We start from the raw sequence: 20657 nt of genomic DNA on the forward strand, positions 1-20657 counted from the left end.
AAGTCCACACCAACGATTGGATCCATCGGTAAAAGATCGCAAGCGATGATGCGGCCGCTGTTTCCGATCTGCGTAACCGCATATTGCGACCAGCCACCGGGTGCAGCGCCGAGGTCAACAATCGTCATCCCCGGTTTAAAAATCTTGTCACTTTGCTGTATTTCATCAAGTTTAAACCAGGCGCGGGAACGTAACCCCTTTTTCTGCGCCTGTTGAACATATTTATCGCTAAAGTGTTCCTGAAGCCAGCGGCTTGAGCTGGCAGAACGCTTTTTACCTGTCATTTAACATTCCCGTTTCGGGTTCATCATACTTTGCGACGTAAAAATCGACACGGTAGTTTGGCGATATATGGGAGATGGCGGTAGAATGAACCGTTTTCAATCCCAACGTAAGCAAAAAAATACGATGAATCTGAGTACTAAACAAAAACAGCACCTGAAAGGTCTGGCACATCCGCTCAAGCCGGTAGTTATGCTTGGCAACAATGGTTTGACCGAAGGGGTACTGGCCGAGATCGAACAAGCGTTAGAGCACCATGAGCTCATCAAGGTGAAAATCGCATCGGAAGACCGCGAAACTAAAACCTTGATCGTGGAAGCTATCGTGCGCGAAACCGGCGCCTGTAACGTACAGGTCATCGGTAAAACGCTGGTCCTGTATCGCCCAACTCAAGAGCGTAAAATCTCGCTGCCACGCTAAGAATATCCTGAATCTCGACACAACTTTGTGTAAAACGAGGGATTTCTACGGGTAGACGAGCAAAATGCCATGCTCCGGACGTTGATAAAAGGCCGCTATGCGGCCTTTTTCCTTTCTTTACAATCCATCAACATGGTAGCGGGAAATACGGATTAAAGGTACTCGACCTTGATAATTTCGTATTCTACTTCGCCGCCTGGCGTGCGGATTGTCACCACGTCATCCTGTTCTTTACCGATCAAACCACGCGCAATGGGTGAGTTCACAGAGATCAGATTCTGCTTAAAATCAGCTTCGTCATCACCCACGATGCGGTAAGTCTGCTCCTCATCGGTATCGAGGTTGAGGACTTTGACCGTCGCCCCAAAAATCACCCGCCCGTTGTTCGGCATTTTGGTGATATCGATAACCTGCGCATTAGACAGTTTGGCTTCAATATCCTTGATACGGCCTTCACAGAAGCCTTGCTGCTCGCGGGCGGCGTGATACTCGGCGTTCTCTTTCAGATCGCCATGTTCGCGCGCATCGGCAATAGCAGCAATGATTTCAGGGCGACGAACGGACTTGAGAAAATCCAGCTCTTCACGCAATTTTTCAGCGCCACGTAAGGTCATCGGAATAGCTTGCATTTGTTATACCTCTTTATCATTCCTTCATGGAACGGACATCTCCGTTCCGCAACCGGCCAGGCCTTAGGCAGGACAGGAGCAAAAAGAAAACCTACCCGGGAAACATTCCCCAGGTCAGCAGCAATTTTCAATTTGATACGTATTTTACCCTGAAGTTCACTATGGGTCATCGTTTACTTTACAGGGTGTTGCACCGTAGTATGACGGCTTGGTTTCAGGTTGTTAGCGCGAGATTATGCGATTTTCCAGATTTATCATCGGATTGACCGCCGGTATAGCGTTTAGCGCTCAGGCGGCGAACATTGACGAGTACATCACCCAGCTTCCTGCGGGTGCTAACCTCGCCTTTATGGCGCAGAAGGTTGGCTCCCCGACGCCGGAGATAGACTTTCACAGTCAGCAGATGGCGCTTCCCGCCAGTACCCAGAAGGTGATCACCGCGCTGGCCGCTCTGCTGCAGCTCGGGCCAAACTTCCGTTTCACCACAACCCTGGAAAGCAAGGGCACGGTTGATGGCGGCGTGTTAAAAGGCGACCTGATTGCGCGCTTTAGCGGCGATCCGACGCTCAAACGCCAGGATATCCGCAATATGGTGGCCACGCTGAAAAAAGCGGGCGTTCAGCGGATCGAAGGCAACGTTCTGATTGATACCTCGGTCTTCGCCAGCCACGACAAAGCGCCCGGCTGGCCGTGGAACGACATGACCCAATGCTTTAGCGCGCCGCCAGCGGCGGCCATCGTCGACCGCAACTGTTTTTCTATCTCGCTATACAGCGCGCAAAAACCGGGCGATCTGGCCTTTATTCGCGTCGCCTCATACTACCCGGTAACCATGTTCAGCCAGGTACGGACGCTGGCACGCGGCTCCGCGGAGGCGCAGTACTGCGAGCTCGACGTGGTGCCAGGCGACCTGAACCGCTATACCTTAACCGGCTGCCTGCCGCAGCGCAGCGAGCCGTTGCCGCTGGCCTTCGCCATTCAGGACGGCGCCAGCTATGCCGGCGTGATTCTGAAGTCCGAACTGACTCAGGCCGGCATTACCTATAGCGGTACGCTGCTGCGCCAGACGCTGGCGAATGATCCCGGTACCGTATTGGCCTCTACCCAATCCGCGCCGCTGCACGATCTCCTGCGAACCATGTTGAAAAAATCCGACAACATGATCGCCGATACCGTTTTCCGCACGATTGGCCATGCGCGCCTTGGCGTTCCGGGAACCTGGCGTGCCGGTTCAGATGCCGTGCGTCAGATCCTGCGTCAGCAGGCCGGCATCGATTTGGGCAACACCCTGATTGCCGATGGTTCCGGCCTGTCGCGGCATAACCTGATTGCCCCTGCGACCATGATGCAGGTGCTGCAATATATCGCCCAGCACGATAATGAACTCAACTTTATTTCCATGCTGCCGCTGGCCGGTCACGACGGTTCGCTACAGTACCGTGCGGGCCTGCATCAGGCCGGGGTGGATGGTAAAGTCTCGGCCAAAACCGGTTCGCTGCAGGGGGTCTATAACCTGGCAGGCTTTATCACGGCCGCCAGCGGGCAGAAAATCGCCTTTGTGCAATATTTGTCAGGGTATGCGGTGCCGCCTGCGGACCAGCGCAACCGGCGCATTCCGCTGGTGCGCTTCGAAAGTCGCTTATATAAGGACCTGTACCAGAACAACTAAAACAAAAGGGCCGCATCGGATGCGGCCCTTTTCGTTGACTCTGGATAGCCCCGGCAAGCTGAGTGCAGCCGGGGTGCCCTCAGCGGATTAACGCTTGTAGATGAACTCAACGCCTTCTTCGTCGTCTTCGTCCCAGTCGTCATCCCAGTCTTCGTCATCTTCGACTTCAACTTCCGCTTCTTCAAGCTGCTGACGATGGTAGTCATCCCACATAAACTCGACTTTTTCCGCCGGCTTCTCTTCCTGGGCGTGCACGATGGGGTTTTCGATGATAAAGGTCATCACGTCCCAGCACAGATCTTTTACCCCCTGCTGGCTTGCTGCGGAGATCAGATAGAACTTATCTTGCCAACCCAGCGCTTCGGCAATGGCTTTCGCCTTCGCTTCTGCTTCCGCTTTATCCATCAGGTCAATCTTGTTGAAGACTAACCAGCGCGGCTTCTCAGCCAGCTTCTCGCTGTATTTCTCCAGCTCACCGATGATAATGCGCGCGTTTTCTACCGGATCGGATCCGTCGATAGGCTCAATATCAATAAGGTGCAGCAGGACGCGGCAGCGCTCGAGGTGCTTCAGGAAGCGGATGCCCAGGCCTGCGCCTTCCGCTGCGCCTTCGATAAGCCCAGGGATGTCGGCGACAACGAAGCTCTTCTCGTTGTCCATACGCACTACGCCGAGGCTTGGCACCAGCGTGGTAAACGGATAATCGGCCACTTTCGGCTTCGCCGCAGAAACGGCGCGGATGAAGGTGGATTTGCCCGCATTCGGCATTCCCAGCATCCCGACGTCTGCCAGCAGCATCAGCTCCAGCTGCAGATCGCGCTTGTCGCCCGGCGTCCCCATCGTTTTCTGACGCGGAGTGCGGTTAACGGACGATTTAAAACGGGTATTGCCCAGACCGTGCCAGCCGCCTTTAGCGACCATCAGACGCTGACCATGTTTGGTCATGTCACCCATGACCTCGCCGGTCCCCTGATCGATAACACGGGTCCCTACAGGCACTTTTACCGAAACGTCTTTACCACGTTTACCGGTACAGTCGCGGCTCTGGCCATTCTGTCCGCGCTCGGCGCGGAAGGATTTTTCAAAGCGGTAGTCGATCAGGGTGTTCAGGTTCTCGTCCGCTTCCAGCCAGACATCACCGCCATCACCACCGTCACCGCCGTCCGGGCCGCCTCTCGGGATATATTTTTCACGGCGGAAGCTAACGCAACCATTGCCGCCATCACCTGCTACGACCAGGATCGTTGCTTCATCAACAAACTTCATTTTACTCTCCGAAAATCATTCGCCTGAGCGGGGCAGCGGCACAACCGCGTCACGCTTACGTAAGCGGCCCCAAAGACGGTGGCCTATGGCGGAATACATCGCGCCCGCAACCACGACAAACGCACCGAGATAACCTAACAGGTTCAACATCGGTCTGGCGAAAACATCGGGCCAGGCCAGTGATAACAAATCTGAAAAAAGCAGCGTAAACAACGGCGTTAAGGTAATCAACGCGCTCACCTGCGCTGCCTGCCAGCGCGCCATGGCTTCCGCCAGCGCACCGTAGCCTACCAGGGTATTTAACCCGCAGAAAATCAGGCACGCGAGCTGCCAGTCGCTTAACGCCAGCGCCTGCGAAGGCGTTGCCAGCGGCAATAACGCTATCGTACATAAAGTGTACAGCAAAAAAAGGATCTGCTGTGACGCCAGACGGCGTAATAACACCTTTTGCGCGACGCCATAGCTAACCCAAACTGTGGCCGCCCCGACGCCAAAAATTACCCCCCACGTGTAATCCGTGAGACGGGTAAAAATTTCAATCAGGCTGGTGTTAAAGAACATCACCAGTCCGCTAATCAGCATCAATGCTCCCACGACCTGGGTACCGCGCATTCTCTCTTTGAGGATAAATACGCTGGCCACCATCATACCGACCGGAGACAGCTGGCCGATCACCTGAGACGCCGTGGGGCTAAGATATTGCAAGGAAGAGCTGAACAGAATGAAGTTACCGAACAGGCCACCTGTCGCAATGGCCAACAGCACCAGCCAGCGCGGTTTGCGAAACAGGCGCAGCGGCGGTAGTTTTCCTTTGATAGCCAGGATTGTGCCAAGGCCAATACTTGCCATCAAAAAGCGATAAAAGACCACCGTCGGCGGTTCCATCACTTCAAGGACCTGCTTCATGGCAATGGGCAATGCCCCCCAGCACATCGCGGTGGTGAGCGCCAATACAATGCCAATGCCGGCCTGCTGCTTCATACCCGTTTTCCCTGCAGAAAAATATCCGGGATTCTAATGTAAAAAGCCCCGCAACAGGTTGCGGGGCTTTAATCCGTTACCGGACCACGAAAAACTTACTCAGCAACGATGCTGATGTATTTACGGTTGTTCGGGCCTTTAACTTCAAATTTCACTTTACCGTCTGCTTTAGCAAACAGAGTGTGGTCACGACCGCAACCTACGTTAGTGCCGGCGTGGAATTTGGTGCCACGCTGACGAACGATGATGCTACCCGCCAGAACGGTTTCGCCACCGAAACGCTTAACGCCAAGGCGTTTAGCTTCTGAATCGCGACCGTTACGAGTTGAGCCGCCAGCCTTTTTATGTGCCATTTAAATCTCTCCTCAGGTCTTAGGCGCTGATGCCAGTAATTTTCACATCAGTGAACCACTGACGATGGCCCTGCTGCTTACGGTAGTGTTTACGACGACGAAACTTAACAATTTTAACTTTCTCGCCACGACCGTGAGCAACAACTTCAGCTTTGATCACGCCGCCCTCAACAAAAGGAACGCCGATCTTGATTTCTTCACCGTTTGCGATCATCAGCACTTCAGCGAACTCAACAGCTTCGCCAGTTGCGATGTCCAGCTTTTCCAGGCGAATGGTCTGACCTTCGCTTACTCGGTGTTGTTTACCACCACTTTGGAAAACCGCGTACATATAAAACTCCGCTTCCGCGCACCTCTTAGTGTGATTCAGAGTGCGCTATAAATATTCACAATAGGGCGCGAATATTACGCAAAACGCGAGCCTTTGACAAGAGCGATCCGCGATCAACGCAGAAAAAAAACACAACTTTCACGCCAACGTTTATCTATGGCAATTTTTCAGTACAATCATAGCTTCTTTTAATTCTATCTTAATCCTTCTGTGAACCCACCTGGATTCGCGGTAACAGGACATGTGGCCCGGCTTTTGCGATGAATTTAGAAAAAATCAATGAGTTAACCGCGCAAGATATGGCGGGTGTCAATGCGACAATCCTTGAGCAACTTGACTCAGATGTTCAGCTTATCAATCAGTTAGGCTATTACATCGTTAGCGGAGGCGGGAAACGTATTCGTCCGATGATTGCGGTCCTTTCCGCCCGGGCTGTCGGTTATCAGGGCGACGCGCACATCACCATCGCTGCGCTGATCGAATTTATCCATACCGCCACCCTGCTGCATGATGATGTCGTTGATGAGTCGGATATGCGTCGTGGTAAAGCCACGGCAAACGCCGCTTTTGGCAACGCCGCCAGCGTACTGGTGGGGGATTTTATCTATACCCGCTCTTTCCAGATGATGACCAGCCTCGGCTCGCTGAAAGTGCTGGAAGTGATGTCGAAAGCCGTCAACGTCATTGCTGAAGGCGAAGTGCTGCAGCTGATGAACGTAAATGACCCGGACATCACTGAAGAAAACTACATGCGGGTGATTTACAGCAAAACCGCCCGTCTGTTTGAAGCCGCTGCGCAATGTTCCGGCATCCTGGCGGGCTGTACCCCGGAGCAGGAACAGGCGCTGCAGGACTACGGTCGCTACCTGGGTACCGCTTTCCAGCTGATCGACGATCTGCTGGACTATAGCTCCGACGGCGAGCGCCTCGGTAAGAACGTCGGTGATGACCTGAACGAAGGGAAACCGACGCTGCCGTTACTGCACGCCATGCGTCACGGTACGCCTGAGCAGTCCGCCATGATTCGCGGAGCGATTGAACAAGGTAACGGGCGCCATCTGCTGGAGGCAGTTCTGGAAACGATGGCAACCTGCGGTTCGCTGGAATGGACACGCCAGCGCGCGGAAGAAGAAGCGGATAAGGCGATTGCCGTCCTTCAGGTGTTACCGGATTCTCCATGGCGCGAAGCGCTTATCGGTCTTGCTCATATTGCGGTACAACGCGACCACTGATTTCCCCCTCCCCTGTTCCCGCGCACCGCGCGGGAAAGCTCCATAAAATTCCAGTAATTGTTAAAAATTGCCCGATATCTTGATATATTCTGAATATTCAATCAACTTACCAGAACTTGTTAGAACCATACTGAATCAAGGGGTATAGTCATTCCGTCGTCCGCTTGGGGCGAACTGGATCCTTATCACCAGGAGAAGTTATGGATAAGTTCATCGACTGGCATCCGGCGGATATTATTGCCGGATTGCGCAAAAAAGGAACATCGCTGGCCGCGGAATCACGGCGTAACGGCTTAAGTTCTTCAACGCTGGCGAATGCCCTGACCCGGCCGTGGCCAAAAGGCGAGCTGATTATTGCTAATGCGCTGGATACCACGCCATGGCTCATCTGGCCGTCGCGCTATCACGACCCGGTAACCCATCAATTTATCGACAGAACGCAGAAGATACGCCCAAAGAAAAACCAGAAATGCAGAGAGTGAAGTGAGGAAGTGTAGATAACAGCCCCCGGACTGACGTCAGAGGGCTGCCGCTACGACAGGTTTACTCGCCTTTTACGCGTTCGATATTCGCGCCCAGCGCCTGCAGTTTATCTTCGATACGCTCATACCCACGGTCGATGTGGTAAATACGATCGACAATCGTCGTGCCTTCTGCGATACAGCCCGCCAGCACCAGGCTTGCGGATGCGCGCAGGTCGGTCGCCATCACCTGCGCACCGGAAAGCTGCGCCACGCCGTGGCAGATCGCCGTATTGCTTTCGATCTCCGCGTGCGCCCCCATACGGATCAGCTCCGGAATGTGCATAAAGCGGTTTTCGAAGATGGTCTCGGTAATGACGCCAGTCCCTTCTGCGACAAGGTTCAGCAGCGTGAACTGGGCCTGCATGTCCGTCGGGAAGCCCGGGTGCGGCGCGGTACGCACGTTGACGGCCTTCGGACGGTTGCCGTGCATATCGAGGCTAATCCAGTCTTCACCGGTTTCGATATCGGCACCCGCATCGCGCAGCTTGGCCAGCACGGCATCCAGAGTATCAGGCTGGGCATTACGGCACAGAATTTTACCGCCGGAGATCGCCGCCGCCACCAGGAAAGTACCGGTTTCGATACGGTCCGGCAGAACGCGATAGACGCCGCCGCCCAGACGTTCCACGCCTTCAATAGTAATGCGGTCGGTGCCCTGACCTTTAATTTTCGCGCCCAGCGTGTTGAGGAAGTTCGCCGTATCGACGATTTCCGGCTCGCGGGCGGCGTTTTCGATAACGGTGGTCCCTTCCGCCAGCGTCGCTGCGCTCATAATGGTCACGGTCGCGCCCACGCTGACCTTGTCCATCACGATATGCGCGCCTTTGAGACGCCCGTTAACCGACGCCTTCACATAGCCCTCTTCCAGCTTAATCTCTGCGCCCAGCTGCTCGAGGCCGATAATATGCAGATCGACCGGGCGCGCGCCGATAGCGCAGCCGCCCGGCAGTGAAACCTGACCCTGACCAAAACGGGCCACCAGCGGCCCCAGCGCCCAGATAGAAGCACGCATGGTTTTGACCAGATCGTACGGAGCACAGAAGACGTCAACCGGGCCAGCATCGATCCACACCGAACCGTTGCGCTCAACTTTGGCGCCCAGCTGGCTCAGCAGTTTCATCGTGGTGTCGATGTCTTTCAGTTTTGGTACATTCTGGATCTCAATCGGCTCATCTGCCAGCAGTGCAGCAAAGAGGATCGGCAGGGCGGCGTTTTTGGCACCGGAGATGGTGACCTCGCCCTGGAGGCGAGTCGGCCCCTGAACACGGAATTTATCCATTGATTCTGTTCTCTGTTAAGAATTCACCTACGCTGCGGGGAACATCCCGGCAGCTTAAAAGCCATTTAGCTTACGATCTCGCGCCCATTCCTGCGGGGTAAAGGCTTTGATCGACAGCGCATGAATGCGGTTGTCAGCAATATATTCCATCAGCGGGGCATAGATAGACTGCTGTTTCTTGACCCGGCTCATGCCATCGAACATCTCACCCACAGCAATAACCTGAAAGTGACTGCCATCGCCAGAGACGTGGACTTCCTGAAGGGAGAGTGCGTTCATTAGCACGGTCTGAATTTCATGATTTTCCATGGGTTCAATTTTTATCTGGTAGTGAAAATAGCCCAACATCTTAGAGGAAAGTGGCGCGGTCTTAAACAAGCAAAAAGCCCCATCGAACATATTGATGGGGCTTTCAGGATAACCTCAGCAGTAACGCACTGAAAAATTATGGGATCATATCGGCAGGAAGATTGTAGAGACCCGCCAAGGTCCGCACATTTTCGCTCTTGCCGATCAGTTTCGCCTCCCGGCCCTGGTGGCGAATTAAGGCGACAAAATGCATCAGTAGCGCCAGCCCGGCGGTATCTACCCGGGTGAGCTCGCTCAGGTCGATGGTCGACACGCCGTCCGTCGCTTGCCCACGGGCGTCCCACAGCGGGACCAGCAGATCCTGGTCCAGTTCCCCCTGCAGCGCCAGGCGCTCGCCGTCGCGAGTCCAGCTCAGCTGCCCGGTCATTATTTTTTCTGCTCCAGGGTGATCGGCTGCGCAGAGATCGATTTCAGCTGCGCGGTCAGTCCATCAACGCCTTTGCTCCGCAGCAGGTCGCTCCACTCGTTCTGCTTGGTGGTGATCATGCTCACCCCTTCAGCAATCATATCGTAAGCCTGCCAGTTACCGGTTTGGGTATTTTTACGCCACTGGAAGTCGAGGCGTACCGGCGGGCGACCGTTCGGATCGATAATGGTCACGCGGATAGGGACAATCGTCGCGTCGCCGAGCGGTTGTTCCGGCGCAATCTGATAAGTCTGCCCGTGGTACATCGCCAGCGCCTGGCCGTAGGCCTGTTTCAGATACTCGCGGAAGGCGGTAAAGTACGCTTCACGCTGGGCCGGAGTCGCCTCTTTGTAATAGCGGCCCAGCACCAGGGCACCGGCATATTTCACCTGTACATACGGCATCAGTTCCTGATCGACGATGTCACGCAGATAGTTCGGGTTAGCATGAATCTTCGGCTGTTCGTTTTTCAGGCGATCGAAGGTTTTCTGCGCCGCTTCATTCATCAGCTTATACGGATTGGATTGATCTGCTGCGCTGGCAGCAGTCAATGGAGCAATCACCAGCATGGCGATCATCAGTAAGCGTTTAAACATTTCGTGTTTCTCCTGAAATTAATGCGTCGTGGCGGCCGGCGGCGTCGCGTCAGTATGACTCTCTCCCGCCGCCGAATCATCGCCAGAATTCTTATTGTCGCCGCCTTTACTGTTGTAAAGGAACTGACCAATCAGATCTTCCAGAACCATAGCAGACTTGGTGTCCTGAATGGTTCCACCATCTTTAAGGATAGACGTCCCCAGTTCCGGATCTTCGAAACCAATATTCAGCGCCAGGTACTGTTCCCCCAGCAGGCCTGAGGTGCGGATAGCCAACGAACTGGAGTCCGGAATATGGTTGTAGCTCTCATCAATATCGAGCGCCACGCGCGGCAGGTAGGTTTTCGGGTCGAGGGTGATGTCCGCCACCCGGCCCACTACCACGCCGCCAATGCGCACCGGAGAACGTGCCTTCAGCCCGCCGATATTGTCAAAGGTGGCATAGAGACGATACGTCGGCTCGGTATGCAGAGAAGTCACGTTCGCGGCTTTCAGACAGATAAACAGCGCCGCCAGCAACGCAACCAGTAAGAACACACCTACCCAGATTTCACTTTTTTTCGTTTGCATGAACTCAATTCCCAAACATCAGCGCAGTCAGCACAAAATCCAGCCCCAGAACCGCCAGCGACGAATGCACCACGGTACGCGTCGTTGCCCGGCTAATCCCGGCGGAAGTGGGGATAGCGTCATAACCGTTAAATAACGCAACCCATGTCACCGTAATGGCGAACACCAGACTCTTAATCAGACAGTTAACCAGATCCATGCGCCAGTCGACGGCGTTTTGCATCGCGGTCCAGAAGAAGCCGCTGTCGATACCTTTCCAGTTAACGCCTACCAGCGAACCGCCCCAGACCCCCACGGCGACAAAAATAATCGTCAACAGCGGGAGCGAGATCACCCCGGCCCAGAAGCGAGGTGAAATCACGCGACGCAGCGGATCGACCGCCATCATCTCCATACTGGAGAGCTGTTCGGTCGCGCGCATCAGGCCAATTTCCGCGGTTAACGCCGAACCGGCGCGCCCGGCAAACAGCAGCGCGGCGACCACCGGTCCCAGTTCGCGCAGCAGCGACAGCGCCACCAGCATCCCTAAGCTGGTTTCGGCGCTATAGGTGGTTAACACCAGGTAGCCCTGCAGCCCCAGCACCATGCCGATAAACAGCCCCGACACGATAATAATCAGCATAGATAGCACGCCGACATTATAGAGCTGGCGGATCAGCAGCGGCGCATGTTTGCGAAATTCCGGCTTGCCGACTACCGCGTTGAAAAGCATTAATCCGGCACGCCCAAACGCCGCGGTAGTTTTAATACCCCGATGTCCGAGCGCGGCCAGCGCATTTAGCAGCATCAGTCGCTCACTCCCTTGCCTAATAAATCATGGCGATAGTCGCCTGCCGGATAGCGGAACGGCACCGGGCCGTCGGCGATACCATCAATAAACTGGCGGACCCGGGGGTCGCCGTTTTCGCGCAGCGACTGCGCGCTGCCGTGCGCCACGATTTTTCTGTCCGCCACGATATACGCGTAGTCGGCAATGCTGAGCACCTCCGGCACATCGTGCGACACCACGATACAGGTCACGCCCAGAGTGCTGTTGAGTTCTGAAATCAGCTTGACCAGCACGCCCATGGTGATGGGGTCCTGTCCGACAAAGGGTTCGTCGAACATGATAAGATCAGGCTCCAGAGCAATCGCCCTCGCCAAAGCGGCGCGGCGCGCCATCCCGCCGGATAGCTCGGAAGGCATTAACTGCGCCGCCCCGCGCAGGCCGACGGCTTCAAGCTTCATCATCACGGTCGTATGCAGCAGCGCGTCAGGCAGACGCGTATGCTCGCGCAGCGGATACGCAACGTTATTGAACACGTCCATATCGGTAAACAGCGCGCCGGACTGGAACAGCATGCTCATCCGCTTGCGCACGGTATACAGGCGCGAGCGCGACATCTGCGGCACGTTTTCACCATCGAACAGGATCTCACCTTTGTCCGGCGCGATCTGTCCACCGATCAGGCGCAGCAGCGTCGTTTTACCGATCCCCGATGGCCCCATGATCGCCGTGATCTTACCGCGCGGCACTGACAGCGAGATATCGTCGAATATCACCCGATCGCCGCGAGAGAAGCGGATACCGCGTACTTCGACCAAATTCGCCTGAGTTTGGCTCATAAAATCATCCTTCCTCAACATCCCTCGGGCTAAGCATGGCGCGTACTTTCACCATAAACCCAACATTTTTACAGAATCTTACCTGCCCGGGTTAGCGAAAGCTGGCATTTGTTTTACTTTTGACAAACATAAAGTCAAAATTAAGAATTCGTTACGCTGCAGACGGATCGGTACAGCGAAGCGACGATTATACCTGAAGAAAGGACTTTAGATGCTCTTAGCGACGGCTCTGTTAATAATTGGTTTATTGCTGGTAGTGTACAGCGCCGATCGTCTGGTCTACGCCGCTTCAATCCTGTGCCGCATGATAGGGATCCCGCCGCTGATTATCGGGATGACGGTGGTGAGTATCGGCACCAGCCTGCCTGAGATCATCGTCTCTGCGGCCGCTTCCCTGCATGGGCAGACCGATCTGGCGATCGGTACGGCGATCGGCTCGAATATCACCAATATTTTATTAATCCTCGGCCTCGCCGCCTTACTTCATCCATTTACCGTGCATTCTGATATCCTGCGCCGCGAGTTACCGCTAATGTTGCTGGTCAGTTTGCTGGCAAGCTTTGTGCTGTACGATGGGCAACTGTCGCGTATGGATGGCTTTTTTTTACTCGCGCTCGCCATACTGTGGCTGTTGTTTACCATTAAGATCGCGCGTCTCGCGGAGCGCCAGGGCAGCGATAGCCTGACCCGGGAACAGATGGCGGAGCTTCCCCGGGAAGGTTCGCTTCCCGTCGCCCTGCTCTGGCTGGGGGTGGCAATGATCGTGATGCCCATGGCGACCCGTATGGTCGTCGATAACGCGACGGTGCTGGCAAACTATTTCGCCATCAGCGAACTGACCGTCGGTTTGACGGTGGTGGCGATCGGCACCAGCCTGCCGGAACTGGCGACGGCGATTGCAGGAGCGCGAAAAGGGGAAGACGATATCGCCATCGGCAATATTATCGGCGCCAATATCCTCAATATCGCCCTGGTCCTCGGGTTACCAGCCCTGATTGCCCCGGGGGCTTTCGCTCCTGAGGCATTTACGCGTGACTATGCCGTGATGCTGTTCGTCAGCGCGATCTTCGCCCTGCTGTGCTGGCGGCGCAAACGGCAACCCGGCCACCTTGCCGGCGCGCTGCTGGTCGGCGGTTTTGTGGTTTGGTTGGCGATGCTGTACTGGGCAGCACCGCTGTTCGTTGAATGAATCGGGATAACATTATGTCGCAAACAGATTTGCCAACGGATTTTGACTTTCAACGGGCAGGACGCGAGGTTCTGGAAATTGAACGTGAAGGTCTGGCTCAACTCGATCGGTACATTAATGACGATTTCACGCATGCCTGCGAGAAGATTTTCCGCTGCAGCGGCAAAGTCGTGGTGATGGGGATGGGCAAGTCCGGTCATATCGGGCGTAAAATGGCCGCCACCTTCGCCAGCACCGGCACGCCGTCGTTCTTCGTCCATCCCGGCGAAGCGGCCCACGGCGACTTAGGCATGGTCACGCCGCAGGATGTGATTATCGCCCTCTCTAACTCCGGCGAGTCGAACGAAATCCTGGCGCTGATTCCGGTGCTCAAACGCCAGCAGGTCCCCCTAATCTGCATCACCAGCCGCCCGGAAAGCAGTATGGCGCGCGCGGCCGATATTCATCTGTGCGTGAAGGTGCAGAAGGAAGCCTGCCCGTTAGGCCTGGCGCCAACCTCCAGCACCACCGCCGCGCTGGTGATGGGCGATGCTCTGGCGGTGGCGCTGCTGGAAGCCCGTGGTTTTACCGCCGAAGATTTCGCGCTGTCGCATCCCGGTGGCGCACTGGGCCGTAAGCTGTTGCTGCGGGTCAATGATATTATGCATACCGGTGATGAAATCCCGCACGTCAATGAGCAAGCCACTTTGCGCGACGCGCTGCTGGAAATCACGCGGAAAAATTTAGGCATGACGGCGGTTTGCGATGATGACATGAACATCATCGGCATCTTCACCGACGGCGACCTGCGTCGGGTGTTCGATACCGGCGTCGATATGCGTAACGCGCGTATCGCCGACGTGATGACGCCGGGCGGCATTCGCATCCGTCCCGGTATACTGGCGGTCGATGCGCTGAATCTGATGCAATCCCGCCATATCACCTGTGTGTTAGTTGCCGATGGCGACCATCTGTTGGGTGTGGTACATATGCACGATCTCCTGCGCGCGGGCGTAGTGTAAGTAAGGATAAAATAATGAATAATGCTGATGCCCTGCTGGCGACCTGCTACGGGCCGGTCAGTCCTGAGTTTATCGATCGGGCGGCGAAGATCCGTTTATTGATCCTCGACGTTGACGGCGTGCTGTCCGACGGTCTTATCTACATGGGCAACCACGGCGAAGAGCTGAAGGCGTTCAACGTCCGTGACGGCTATGGGATCCGTTGCGCGCTGACTTCAGGTATTGAAGTGGCGATTATTACCGGGCGAAAAGCTAAACTGGTAGAAGATCGCTGTCAGACGCTGGGCATTACGCACCTGTACCAGGGGCAGTCCGATAAGCTGCTGGCATTTCATGAGTTATTAAGCAAACTGGCGGTTGCTGCGGACGAAGTCGCCTACGTTGGCGACGACCTGATCGACTGGCCGGTGATGGCGGAAGTCGGTTTAAGCGTGGCGGTGGCGGATGCACACCCTCTGCTGCTGCCGCGGGCGGATTACGTCACCCGTATTAACGGCGGACGCGGAGCGGTACGTGAAGTCTGCGATTTGTTACTATTGGCGCAGGGCAAGCTGGATGAGGCCAAAGGGCAATCAATATGAGTAAAACCAGACGTTGGGTTATCATTTTACTGTCGCTGGTCGCGCTGATCCTGATCGGCCTTAACCTGGCGGGTACCGACGATACCGCCCAGCCGGAGGTCAATCCTGATGACCCGACCTATACCAGTGAACATACCGATACCGTCGTATACAGTCCGGAAGGGGCGCTTAACTATCGCTTAATCGCGGAGCACGTGGAGTATTTTTCCGCCCAGGAGCTGTCGTGGTTTACCAAGCCGGTGATGACCACCTTTGATACCAATAAGGTACCAACCTGGTCTGTCAAAGCGGATAAAGCGAAGCTGACCAAAGACCGCATGCTGTATCTTTACGGGCACGTTGAAGTCAATGCGCTGACCGCAGACTCTCAACTGCAGAAAATTACGACGGATAACGCCCAGATAAACCTGGTGACGCAAGACGTTACCTCCGATGACATGGTGACGTTGTACGGGACAACATTTAATTCCAGCGGCCTGAAAATGCGCGGAAACCTACGCAGCAAAACTGCCGAGCTGATTGAAAAGGTTAGAACCTCTTATGAAATTCAGAACAAACAAACTCAGCCTTAAGATTGCGCTCGCCAGCGCTTTACTGGCCGCCAGCCTGCCGGCGCTGGCAAAAACCGGCGACACCGATCAGCCGATTCATATCGAATCCGATCAGCAGTCGCTGGATATGCAGGGTAATGTTGTCACCTTTACCGGTAATGTCGTCGTCACCCAGGGGACTATCAAAATCAACGCCGATAAGGTGGTGGTGACCCGTCCGGGCGGTGAAAGAGGCAAAGAAGTGATCGACGGTTACGGCAACCCGGCCACCTTCTACCAGATGCAGGACAACGGTAAACCGGTGAAAGGCCGGGCGTCAAAGATGCACTATGAATTGCAGAACGATTTTGTGGTGCTGACCGGCAACGCACACCTGGATCAGCTCGACAGCAATATCCAGGGCGACAAGATCACCTATCTGGTGAAAGAGCAGAAAATGCAGGCGTTCAGCAATAAAGGCGGACGCGTGACGACGGTTCTGGTTCCTTCGCAGCTGCAAGACAAAAGCACCAACCAGCAAAAGAAGGGTAACTAATTCGTTATGGCAACATTAACCGCAAAGAATCTCGCCAAAGCGTACAAAGGCCGCCGCGTGGTGGAAGATGTCAGTCTGACCGTGAATTCCGGCGAGATTGTCGGTCTGCTCGGCCCCAACGGCGCCGGTAAAACCACGACCTTCTACATGGTGGTCGGCATTGTGCCGCGCGACGCCGGCAATATTATCATCGACGATGAAGATATCAGCCTGCTGCCGCTGCACGCGCGCGCGCGCCGGGGCATCGGCTATCTGCCGCAGGAAGCCTCCATTTTCCGTCGTCTGAGCGTTTACGATAACCTGATGGCGGTGTTGCAGATTCGGGACGACCTCAGCAGCGAACAGCGTGAAGACCGCGCGAAAGAACTGATGGAAGAGTTTCACATTGAGCATCTGCGCGACAGCCTCGGTCAGGCGCTGTCCGGCGGTGAACGCCGCCGCGTCGAAATTGCCCGTGCGCTGGCCGCCAACCCGAAATTTATCCTGCTGGATGAACCCTTTGCCGGCGTTGACCCCATTTCCGTTATCGATATCAAACGCATCATCGAACACCTGCGCGACAGCGGTCTTGGGGTGCTGATCACCGACCATAACGTCAGGGAAACGCTGGCCGTCTGCGAACGCGCGTATATCGTCAGCCAGGGCCACCTGATCGCCCATGGCACGCCGCAGCAAATCCTTGAAGACGAGCAGGTTAAGCGCGTGTATCTTGGGGAAGACTTCAGACTCTGATAGGGTAGAGGTTACAGACGTTTTAGCCGGAGATATTAGCCCTGAATATGAAGCAAGGTTTGCAATTAAGGCTAAGCCAACAGCTTGCCATGACGCCACAACTGCAACAGGCCATACGTTTGTTGCAGCTGTCCACGTTAGAACTCCAGCAGGAACTCCAGCAGGCGCTGGAGAGTAATCCATTGCTTGAGCAAACCGATCTTCACGATGAGGTAGATACCAAAGAGGTCGAGGACCGCGAATCGCTGGATACCGTCGACGCTCTTGAACAAAAAGATATGCCGGAAGAGCTGCCGCTCGACGCTAGCTGGGATGAAATCTACACCGCCGGCACGCCGTCGGGAAACGGCGTCGATTATCAGGACGACGAGCTGCCTATCTATCAAGGCGAAACGACCCAAAGTCTGCAGGATTACCTGATGTGGCAGGTGGAGCTGACGCCGTTCACCGATACCGATCGCGCGATCGCCACCTCTATCGTCGATGCCGTCGATGACACCGGCTACCTCACAATTCGGGTGGAGGATATTGTCGAGAGCATCGACGATGACGAAATCGGTCTGGAAGAGGTGGAAGCGGTGCTGAAGCGCATCCAGCGTTTCGACCCCGTCGGCGTAGCGGCCAAAGATCTGCGCGACTGTCTGCTGGTACAACTTTCACAATACGCCAAAGAGACGCCGTGGCTGGAAGAAGCCCGGCTTATCATCAGCGAGCATCTCGATCTGCTCGCTAACCATGACTTCCGCTCCCTGATGCGCGTCACGCGACTCAAAGAAGAGGTGCTGAAAGAAGCGGTTAACCTGATCCAGTCTCTCGACCCGCGTCCCGGTCAGTCGATCCAGACCAGCGAGCCGGAATACGTCATTCCCGACGTTCTGGTGCGAAAGGTTAGCGATCGCTGGGTGGTCGAGCTTAATTCCGATAGCATCCCGCGCCTGAAAATCAACCAGCAGTACGCGGCGATGGGTAACAGCGCGCGCAACGACGCGGACAGCCAGTTTATCCGCAGCAACCTGCAGGAGGCCCGCTGGCTTATCAAGAGCCTGGAAAGCCGCAATGATACGCTGCTGCGCGTCAGCCGCTGCATCGTCGAGCAACAGCAGGCCTTCTTCGATCAGGGCGAAGAGTTTATGAAACCGATGGTTCTGGCGGATATCGCCCAGGCCGTCGAAATGCATGAATCCACGATTTCACGCGTGACCACCCAAAAATATCTACACAGTCCACGCGGTATTTTTGAGCTCAAGTATTTCTTCTCCAGCCATGTGAACACCGAAGGCGGCGGCGAGGCATCGTCGACGGCTATTCGTGCGCTGGTGAAGAAGTTAATCGCCGCGGAGAACCCCGCGAAGCCGTTGAGTGACAGTAAGCTCACCACCATCCTGTCCGAACAGGGTATCATGGTGGCACGCCGTACCGTCGCTAAGTACCGAGAGTCTTTATCCATTCCGCCGTCTAACCAGCGTAAACAACTGGTCTGACCCAACCGATAAGGAAGACACTATGCAGCTCAACATTACAGGACACAACGTCGAAATCACCCCCGCGCTGCGCGACTTCGTCACTGCGAAGTTCAGCAAACTGGAGCAGTTTTTCGACAGGATCAATCAGGTCTATATTGTGTTAAAAGTAGAGAAGGTGACGCAAATTGCGGATGCCAATCTGCATGTCAACGGTGGCGAAATCCATGCCAGTGCGGAAGGGCAGGATATGTATGCCGCTATCGATGGTCTTATCGATAAGCTGGCACGACAGTTAACAAAACATAAAGATAAACTAAAACAACACTAATTGTCCGGGCGTCGCCCTGGCCGGCTGCCAGCTCTCATCGGCGGCCGGCAAGGGGCGCGCTCAGGTGAAATTATGATGAACAACGATTCGGCTCTACAACTGAGCAATGTCCTGAACCAGGAATGTACCCGTAGCCAGGTTCACTGCCAGAGTAAAAAGCGCGCGCTGGAGATTATCAGTGAGCTGGCAGCTAAACAGTTAGGCCTGCCGCCGCAGCTGGTATTTGAAGCGATCCTCACCCGTGAGAAAATGGGCAGTACCGGGATTGGCAATGGCATTGCGATTCCCCACGGTAAGCTCGAAGAGGACACGCTGCGCGCCGTCGGCGTATTTGTCCAGCTGGAAACGCCGATCGCCTTTGATGCGATCGACAACCAGCCTGTCGATCTGCTGTTTGCGCTTCTGGTGCCGGCCGATCAGACCAAAACCCATCTGCATACGCTCTCGTTGGTGGCCAAACGACTGGCGGATAAAACCATTTGTCGTCGCCTGCGCGCTGCACAAAGCGATGAAGAGCTGTATGAAATCATCACCGAAGCAGGAAGCCGCGATGACGCATAACGGGAGTCGCACCCTACCCTTTATCGTACTGAGGAGAAACGGTACATGGTACTGATGATCGTCAGCGGCCGCTCCGGATCGGGGAAATCCGTCGCCCTGCGGGCGCTGGAAGATATGGGCTTCTATTGCGTAGATAACCTGCCGGTAGTGCTGTTGCCCGATCTGGCGCGCTCGCTGGCCGACAGAAACATTTCTGCCGCCGTCAGCATTGACGTGCGTAACATGCCGGAATCGCCGGAGATCTTTGAACAGGCGATGAAAAACCTGCCTGAGTCATTTTCTCCGCAGCTGCTGTTCCTCGACGCCGACCGCAATACGCTGATCCGCCGCTACAGCGACACCCGCCGTCTGCACCCGCTGTCGAGCAAAAACCTGTCGCTGGAGAGCGCCATCGACGAAGAGAGCGACCTGCTGGAGCCGCTGCGCTCACGGGCCGATCTGATCGTCGATACCTCTGAGATGTCGGTGCATGAGCTGGCAGAAATGCTGCGTACGCGTCTGCTTGGCAAGCGCGAACGCGAGCTGACCATGGTCTTTGAATCCTTCGGCTTTAAGCATGGTATCCCGATCGATGCCGATTACGTCTTCGACGTTCGCTTCCTGCCGAACCCACACTGGGATCCGAAGCTGCGCCCGATGACCGGACTGGATAAGCCCGTTGCCGCCTTCCTTGATCGGCACACCGAAGTTCACAACTTTATTTACCAGACCCGCAGTTATCTTGAGCTATGGTTACCGATGCTGGAAACCAATAACCGCAGCTACCTGACGGTGGCCATTGGTTGTACCGGCGGTAAACACCGTTCGGTCTACATCGCCGAACAACTGGCCGATTACTTCCGCTCGCGCGGTAAGAACGTGCAGTCTCGCCATCGGACGCTGGAAAAACGCAAATCATGACCGTAAAGCAGATCGTTGAAATCACCAATAAGCTGGGGATGCATGCCCGCCCGGCGATGAAGCTGTTTGAGCTGATGCAGAATTATGATGCGGAAGTCCTGCTGCGCAACGACGAGGGGACAGAAGCGGAAGCCAATAGCGTGATTGCTCTGCTGATGCTCGATTCCGCCAAGGGTCGGCAAATTGAGATTGAGGCCAACGGTCCGCAGGAAGTCGAGGCGCTGGCAGCGGTTATCGCGCTGTTCAATGCCGGTTTTGACGAAGACTAGTTTTCCCGGTCACGCGACGCTGACCGGGACGACCT

Annotated in this window: 28 protein-coding genes; 15 read left to right on the top strand and 13 right to left on the bottom strand. The window is 55.3% G+C overall.

Translation table 11 applies throughout. The features are described 5' to 3' along the window. A partial coding sequence (locus ACI2JR_RS17790; RefSeq protein ID WP_462479126.1) for an SAM-dependent methyltransferase occupies positions 1-284 on the bottom strand: 284 nt, incomplete at its 3' end. Between the two features lie 124 nt (positions 285-408). Here ACI2JR_RS17790 and yhbY point away from each other — a divergent pair. Next, the gene (gene yhbY, locus ACI2JR_RS17795) at positions 409-702 is read left to right on the top strand and encodes a ribosome assembly RNA-binding protein YhbY (protein ID WP_132729553.1); all 294 of its coding nucleotides are present in this window, start codon (positions 409-411) and stop codon (positions 700-702) included. Between the two features lie 152 nt (positions 703-854). Here yhbY and greA read toward each other — a convergent pair whose 3' ends face one another. Further along, positions 855-1331: a transcription elongation factor GreA gene (gene greA, locus ACI2JR_RS17800; protein ID WP_004868107.1), complete on the bottom strand. Its 477-nt coding sequence runs from the start codon at positions 1329-1331 to the stop codon at positions 855-857. Between the two features lie 235 nt (positions 1332-1566). On the opposite strand from greA, the gene dacB reads away from it, so the two are divergent. After that, positions 1567-3000, top strand: coding sequence for a serine-type D-Ala-D-Ala carboxypeptidase (dacB, locus tag ACI2JR_RS17805; RefSeq protein ID WP_462479127.1), 1434 nt, complete (start codon positions 1567-1569; stop codon positions 2998-3000). 87 nt (positions 3001-3087) lie between these two features. On the opposite strand, the gene cgtA is transcribed toward dacB, so the two are convergent. The 4 genes from cgtA to rplU form a co-directional block, all read right to left on the bottom strand. Then, positions 3088-4266: an Obg family GTPase CgtA gene (gene cgtA, locus ACI2JR_RS17810; protein WP_132729551.1), complete on the bottom strand. Its 1179-nt coding sequence runs from the start codon at positions 4264-4266 to the stop codon at positions 3088-3090. Between the two features lie 15 nt (positions 4267-4281). Beyond that, on the bottom strand, positions 4282-5247 hold the full coding sequence (locus ACI2JR_RS17815) for a DMT family transporter (RefSeq protein ID WP_462479128.1): 966 nt from the start codon (positions 5245-5247) through the stop codon (positions 4282-4284). Between the two features lie 95 nt (positions 5248-5342). Beyond that, on the bottom strand, positions 5343-5600 hold the full coding sequence (gene rpmA, locus ACI2JR_RS17820) for a 50S ribosomal protein L27 (RefSeq protein ID WP_012135319.1): 258 nt from the start codon (positions 5598-5600) through the stop codon (positions 5343-5345). A gap of 19 nt (positions 5601-5619) precedes the next feature. Then, positions 5620-5931, bottom strand: a complete 312-nt coding sequence (gene rplU / locus ACI2JR_RS17825) for a 50S ribosomal protein L21 (RefSeq protein WP_004106123.1) — start codon at positions 5929-5931, stop codon at positions 5620-5622. 260 nt (positions 5932-6191) lie between these two features. Here rplU and ispB point away from each other — a divergent pair, with 260 nt between their 5' ends. Together ispB and sfsB are read left to right on the top strand one after the other, a co-directional pair. Further along, the gene (gene ispB / locus ACI2JR_RS17830) at positions 6192-7163 is read left to right on the top strand and encodes an octaprenyl diphosphate synthase (protein ID WP_132729549.1); all 972 of its coding nucleotides are present in this window, start codon (positions 6192-6194) and stop codon (positions 7161-7163) included. A gap of 200 nt (positions 7164-7363) precedes the next feature. Next, a complete protein-coding gene (gene sfsB / locus ACI2JR_RS17835) occupies positions 7364-7645 on the top strand; it encodes a DNA-binding transcriptional regulator SfsB (RefSeq protein WP_132729548.1) in 282 nt (93 codons plus the stop codon). Positions 7646-7706: 61 nt separating this feature from the next. Here the strand turns inward: sfsB and murA are convergent, their stop codons facing one another. The 7 genes from murA to mlaF all read right to left on the bottom strand — a co-directional run bounded on the left by murA (position 7707) and on the right by mlaF (position 12512). Further along, positions 7707-8966 (bottom strand): UDP-N-acetylglucosamine 1-carboxyvinyltransferase, encoded by a 1260-nt coding sequence (gene murA / locus ACI2JR_RS17840; RefSeq protein WP_462479129.1) that lies wholly within the window; start codon positions 8964-8966, stop codon positions 7707-7709. Between the two features lie 54 nt (positions 8967-9020). Then, on the bottom strand, positions 9021-9275 hold the full coding sequence (gene ibaG, locus ACI2JR_RS17845; RefSeq protein WP_132729546.1) for a BolA family iron metabolism protein IbaG: 255 nt from the start codon (positions 9273-9275) through the stop codon (positions 9021-9023). A 136-nt stretch (positions 9276-9411) separates the two neighbouring features. Further along, a complete protein-coding gene (gene mlaB, locus ACI2JR_RS17850; protein ID WP_132729545.1) occupies positions 9412-9702 on the bottom strand; it encodes a lipid asymmetry maintenance protein MlaB in 291 nt (96 codons plus the stop codon). After that, entirely contained in the window at positions 9702-10337 is a 636-nt protein-coding gene (gene mlaC, locus ACI2JR_RS17855; RefSeq protein ID WP_132729544.1) for a phospholipid-binding protein MlaC, read from the bottom strand. The genes mlaB and mlaC overlap by 1 nt, the downstream gene beginning before the upstream one ends. An 18-nt stretch (positions 10338-10355) precedes the next feature. Then, positions 10356-10907 (bottom strand): outer membrane lipid asymmetry maintenance protein MlaD, encoded by a 552-nt coding sequence (gene mlaD, locus ACI2JR_RS17860; RefSeq protein ID WP_132729543.1) that lies wholly within the window; start codon positions 10905-10907, stop codon positions 10356-10358. Positions 10908-10911: 4 nt separating this feature from the next. Continuing rightward, positions 10912-11694 (bottom strand): lipid asymmetry maintenance ABC transporter permease subunit MlaE, encoded by a 783-nt coding sequence (gene mlaE / locus ACI2JR_RS17865; protein ID WP_132729542.1) that lies wholly within the window; start codon positions 11692-11694, stop codon positions 10912-10914. Next, a complete protein-coding gene (gene mlaF / locus ACI2JR_RS17870) occupies positions 11694-12512 on the bottom strand; it encodes a phospholipid ABC transporter ATP-binding protein MlaF (RefSeq protein ID WP_132729541.1) in 819 nt (272 codons plus the stop codon). The genes mlaE and mlaF overlap by 1 nt, the downstream gene beginning before the upstream one ends. Positions 12513-12723: 211 nt before the next feature. Here mlaF and ACI2JR_RS17875 point away from each other — a divergent pair, with 211 nt between their 5' ends. From ACI2JR_RS17875 to npr, 11 genes are all read left to right on the top strand, one after another. Next, positions 12724-13701, top strand: a complete 978-nt coding sequence (locus tag ACI2JR_RS17875) for a calcium/sodium antiporter (RefSeq protein WP_462479130.1) — start codon at positions 12724-12726, stop codon at positions 13699-13701. Beyond that, the gene (gene kdsD / locus ACI2JR_RS17880; protein ID WP_165905715.1) at positions 13698-14702 is read left to right on the top strand and encodes an arabinose-5-phosphate isomerase KdsD; all 1005 of its coding nucleotides are present in this window, start codon (positions 13698-13700) and stop codon (positions 14700-14702) included. Before ACI2JR_RS17875 ends, kdsD begins: the two co-directional genes overlap by 4 nt. A 14-nt stretch (positions 14703-14716) precedes the next feature. Next, positions 14717-15283, top strand: coding sequence for a 3-deoxy-manno-octulosonate-8-phosphatase KdsC (gene kdsC / locus ACI2JR_RS17885; RefSeq protein ID WP_462479131.1), 567 nt, complete (start codon positions 14717-14719; stop codon positions 15281-15283). Next, positions 15280-15855, top strand: a complete 576-nt coding sequence (lptC, locus tag ACI2JR_RS17890; RefSeq protein WP_132729537.1) for an LPS export ABC transporter periplasmic protein LptC — start codon at positions 15280-15282, stop codon at positions 15853-15855. The genes kdsC and lptC overlap by 4 nt, the downstream gene beginning before the upstream one ends. Next, positions 15824-16369 (top strand): lipopolysaccharide ABC transporter substrate-binding protein LptA, encoded by a 546-nt coding sequence (gene lptA / locus ACI2JR_RS17895; RefSeq protein WP_132729536.1) that lies wholly within the window; start codon positions 15824-15826, stop codon positions 16367-16369. Before lptC ends, lptA begins: the two co-directional genes overlap by 32 nt. Positions 16370-16375: 6 nt before the next feature. Continuing rightward, on the top strand, positions 16376-17101 hold the full coding sequence (gene lptB, locus ACI2JR_RS17900) for an LPS export ABC transporter ATP-binding protein (RefSeq protein ID WP_004206203.1): 726 nt from the start codon (positions 16376-16378) through the stop codon (positions 17099-17101). Between the two features lie 47 nt (positions 17102-17148). Further along, positions 17149-18582, top strand: a complete 1434-nt coding sequence (gene rpoN / locus ACI2JR_RS17905) for an RNA polymerase factor sigma-54 (RefSeq protein ID WP_462479132.1) — start codon at positions 17149-17151, stop codon at positions 18580-18582. Between the two features lie 22 nt (positions 18583-18604). After that, positions 18605-18892, top strand: coding sequence for a ribosome hibernation promoting factor (gene hpf, locus ACI2JR_RS17910; protein ID WP_132729534.1), 288 nt, complete (start codon positions 18605-18607; stop codon positions 18890-18892). A 72-nt stretch (positions 18893-18964) separates the two neighbouring features. After that, positions 18965-19453 (top strand): PTS IIA-like nitrogen regulatory protein PtsN, encoded by a 489-nt coding sequence (gene ptsN, locus ACI2JR_RS17915; RefSeq protein WP_132729533.1) that lies wholly within the window; start codon positions 18965-18967, stop codon positions 19451-19453. A 45-nt stretch (positions 19454-19498) separates the two neighbouring features. Continuing rightward, on the top strand, positions 19499-20353 hold the full coding sequence (rapZ, locus tag ACI2JR_RS17920) for an RNase adapter RapZ (RefSeq protein WP_132729532.1): 855 nt from the start codon (positions 19499-19501) through the stop codon (positions 20351-20353). Beyond that, complete coding sequence (gene npr / locus ACI2JR_RS17925; protein ID WP_004868176.1) at positions 20350-20622, top strand: PTS phosphocarrier protein NPr; 273 nt, start codon at positions 20350-20352, stop codon at positions 20620-20622. The genes rapZ and npr overlap by 4 nt, the downstream gene beginning before the upstream one ends. Positions 20623-20657: the final 35 nt, after the last annotated feature.

The sequence above is a fragment of the Klebsiella sp. NPDC088457 genome, from assembly GCF_044900465.1.
Lineage (GTDB): Bacteria > Pseudomonadota > Gammaproteobacteria > Enterobacterales > Enterobacteriaceae > Klebsiella.

Excerpts from the sequence above, each read along its gene's own strand:
- murA (WP_462479129.1), bottom strand. The coding sequence starts at position 8,966 with ATGGATAAATTCCGTGTTCAGGGGCCGACTCGCCTCCAGGGCGAGGTC.
- rpmA (WP_012135319.1), bottom strand. The coding sequence starts at position 5,600 with ATGGCACATAAAAAGGCTGGCGGCTCAACTCGTAACGGTCGCGATTCA.
- rplU (WP_004106123.1), bottom strand. The coding sequence starts at position 5,931 with ATGTACGCGGTTTTCCAAAGTGGTGGTAAACAACACCGAGTAAGCGAA.
- lptB (WP_004206203.1), top strand. The coding sequence starts at position 16,376 with ATGGCAACATTAACCGCAAAGAATCTCGCCAAAGCGTACAAAGGCCGC.
- mlaE (WP_132729542.1), bottom strand. The coding sequence starts at position 11,694 with ATGCTGCTAAATGCGCTGGCCGCGCTCGGACATCGGGGTATTAAAACT.
- rpoN (WP_462479132.1), top strand. The coding sequence starts at position 17,149 with ATGAAGCAAGGTTTGCAATTAAGGCTAAGCCAACAGCTTGCCATGACG.
- ACI2JR_RS17875 (WP_462479130.1), top strand. The coding sequence starts at position 12,724 with ATGCTCTTAGCGACGGCTCTGTTAATAATTGGTTTATTGCTGGTAGTG.
- mlaF (WP_132729541.1), bottom strand. The coding sequence starts at position 12,512 with ATGAGCCAAACTCAGGCGAATTTGGTCGAAGTACGCGGTATCCGCTTC.
- yhbY (WP_132729553.1), top strand. The coding sequence starts at position 409 with ATGAATCTGAGTACTAAACAAAAACAGCACCTGAAAGGTCTGGCACAT.
- lptA (WP_132729536.1), top strand. The coding sequence starts at position 15,824 with ATGAAATTCAGAACAAACAAACTCAGCCTTAAGATTGCGCTCGCCAGC.
- dacB (WP_462479127.1), top strand. The coding sequence starts at position 1,567 with ATGCGATTTTCCAGATTTATCATCGGATTGACCGCCGGTATAGCGTTT.
- ptsN (WP_132729533.1), top strand. The coding sequence starts at position 18,965 with ATGATGAACAACGATTCGGCTCTACAACTGAGCAATGTCCTGAACCAG.
- kdsD (WP_165905715.1), top strand. The coding sequence starts at position 13,698 with ATGAATCGGGATAACATTATGTCGCAAACAGATTTGCCAACGGATTTT.
- cgtA (WP_132729551.1), bottom strand. The coding sequence starts at position 4,266 with ATGAAGTTTGTTGATGAAGCAACGATCCTGGTCGTAGCAGGTGATGGC.
- ibaG (WP_132729546.1), bottom strand. The coding sequence starts at position 9,275 with ATGGAAAATCATGAAATTCAGACCGTGCTAATGAACGCACTCTCCCTT.
- sfsB (WP_132729548.1), top strand. The coding sequence starts at position 7,364 with ATGGATAAGTTCATCGACTGGCATCCGGCGGATATTATTGCCGGATTG.
- greA (WP_004868107.1), bottom strand. The coding sequence starts at position 1,331 with ATGCAAGCTATTCCGATGACCTTACGTGGCGCTGAAAAATTGCGTGAA.
- mlaC (WP_132729544.1), bottom strand. The coding sequence starts at position 10,337 with ATGTTTAAACGCTTACTGATGATCGCCATGCTGGTGATTGCTCCATTG.
- ispB (WP_132729549.1), top strand. The coding sequence starts at position 6,192 with ATGAATTTAGAAAAAATCAATGAGTTAACCGCGCAAGATATGGCGGGT.
- lptC (WP_132729537.1), top strand. The coding sequence starts at position 15,280 with ATGAGTAAAACCAGACGTTGGGTTATCATTTTACTGTCGCTGGTCGCG.
- rapZ (WP_132729532.1), top strand. The coding sequence starts at position 19,499 with ATGGTACTGATGATCGTCAGCGGCCGCTCCGGATCGGGGAAATCCGTC.
- ACI2JR_RS17815 (WP_462479128.1), bottom strand. The coding sequence starts at position 5,247 with ATGAAGCAGCAGGCCGGCATTGGCATTGTATTGGCGCTCACCACCGCG.
- npr (WP_004868176.1), top strand. The coding sequence starts at position 20,350 with ATGACCGTAAAGCAGATCGTTGAAATCACCAATAAGCTGGGGATGCAT.
- mlaB (WP_132729545.1), bottom strand. The coding sequence starts at position 9,702 with ATGACCGGGCAGCTGAGCTGGACTCGCGACGGCGAGCGCCTGGCGCTG.
- kdsC (WP_462479131.1), top strand. The coding sequence starts at position 14,717 with ATGAATAATGCTGATGCCCTGCTGGCGACCTGCTACGGGCCGGTCAGT.
- mlaD (WP_132729543.1), bottom strand. The coding sequence starts at position 10,907 with ATGCAAACGAAAAAAAGTGAAATCTGGGTAGGTGTGTTCTTACTGGTT.
- hpf (WP_132729534.1), top strand. The coding sequence starts at position 18,605 with ATGCAGCTCAACATTACAGGACACAACGTCGAAATCACCCCCGCGCTG.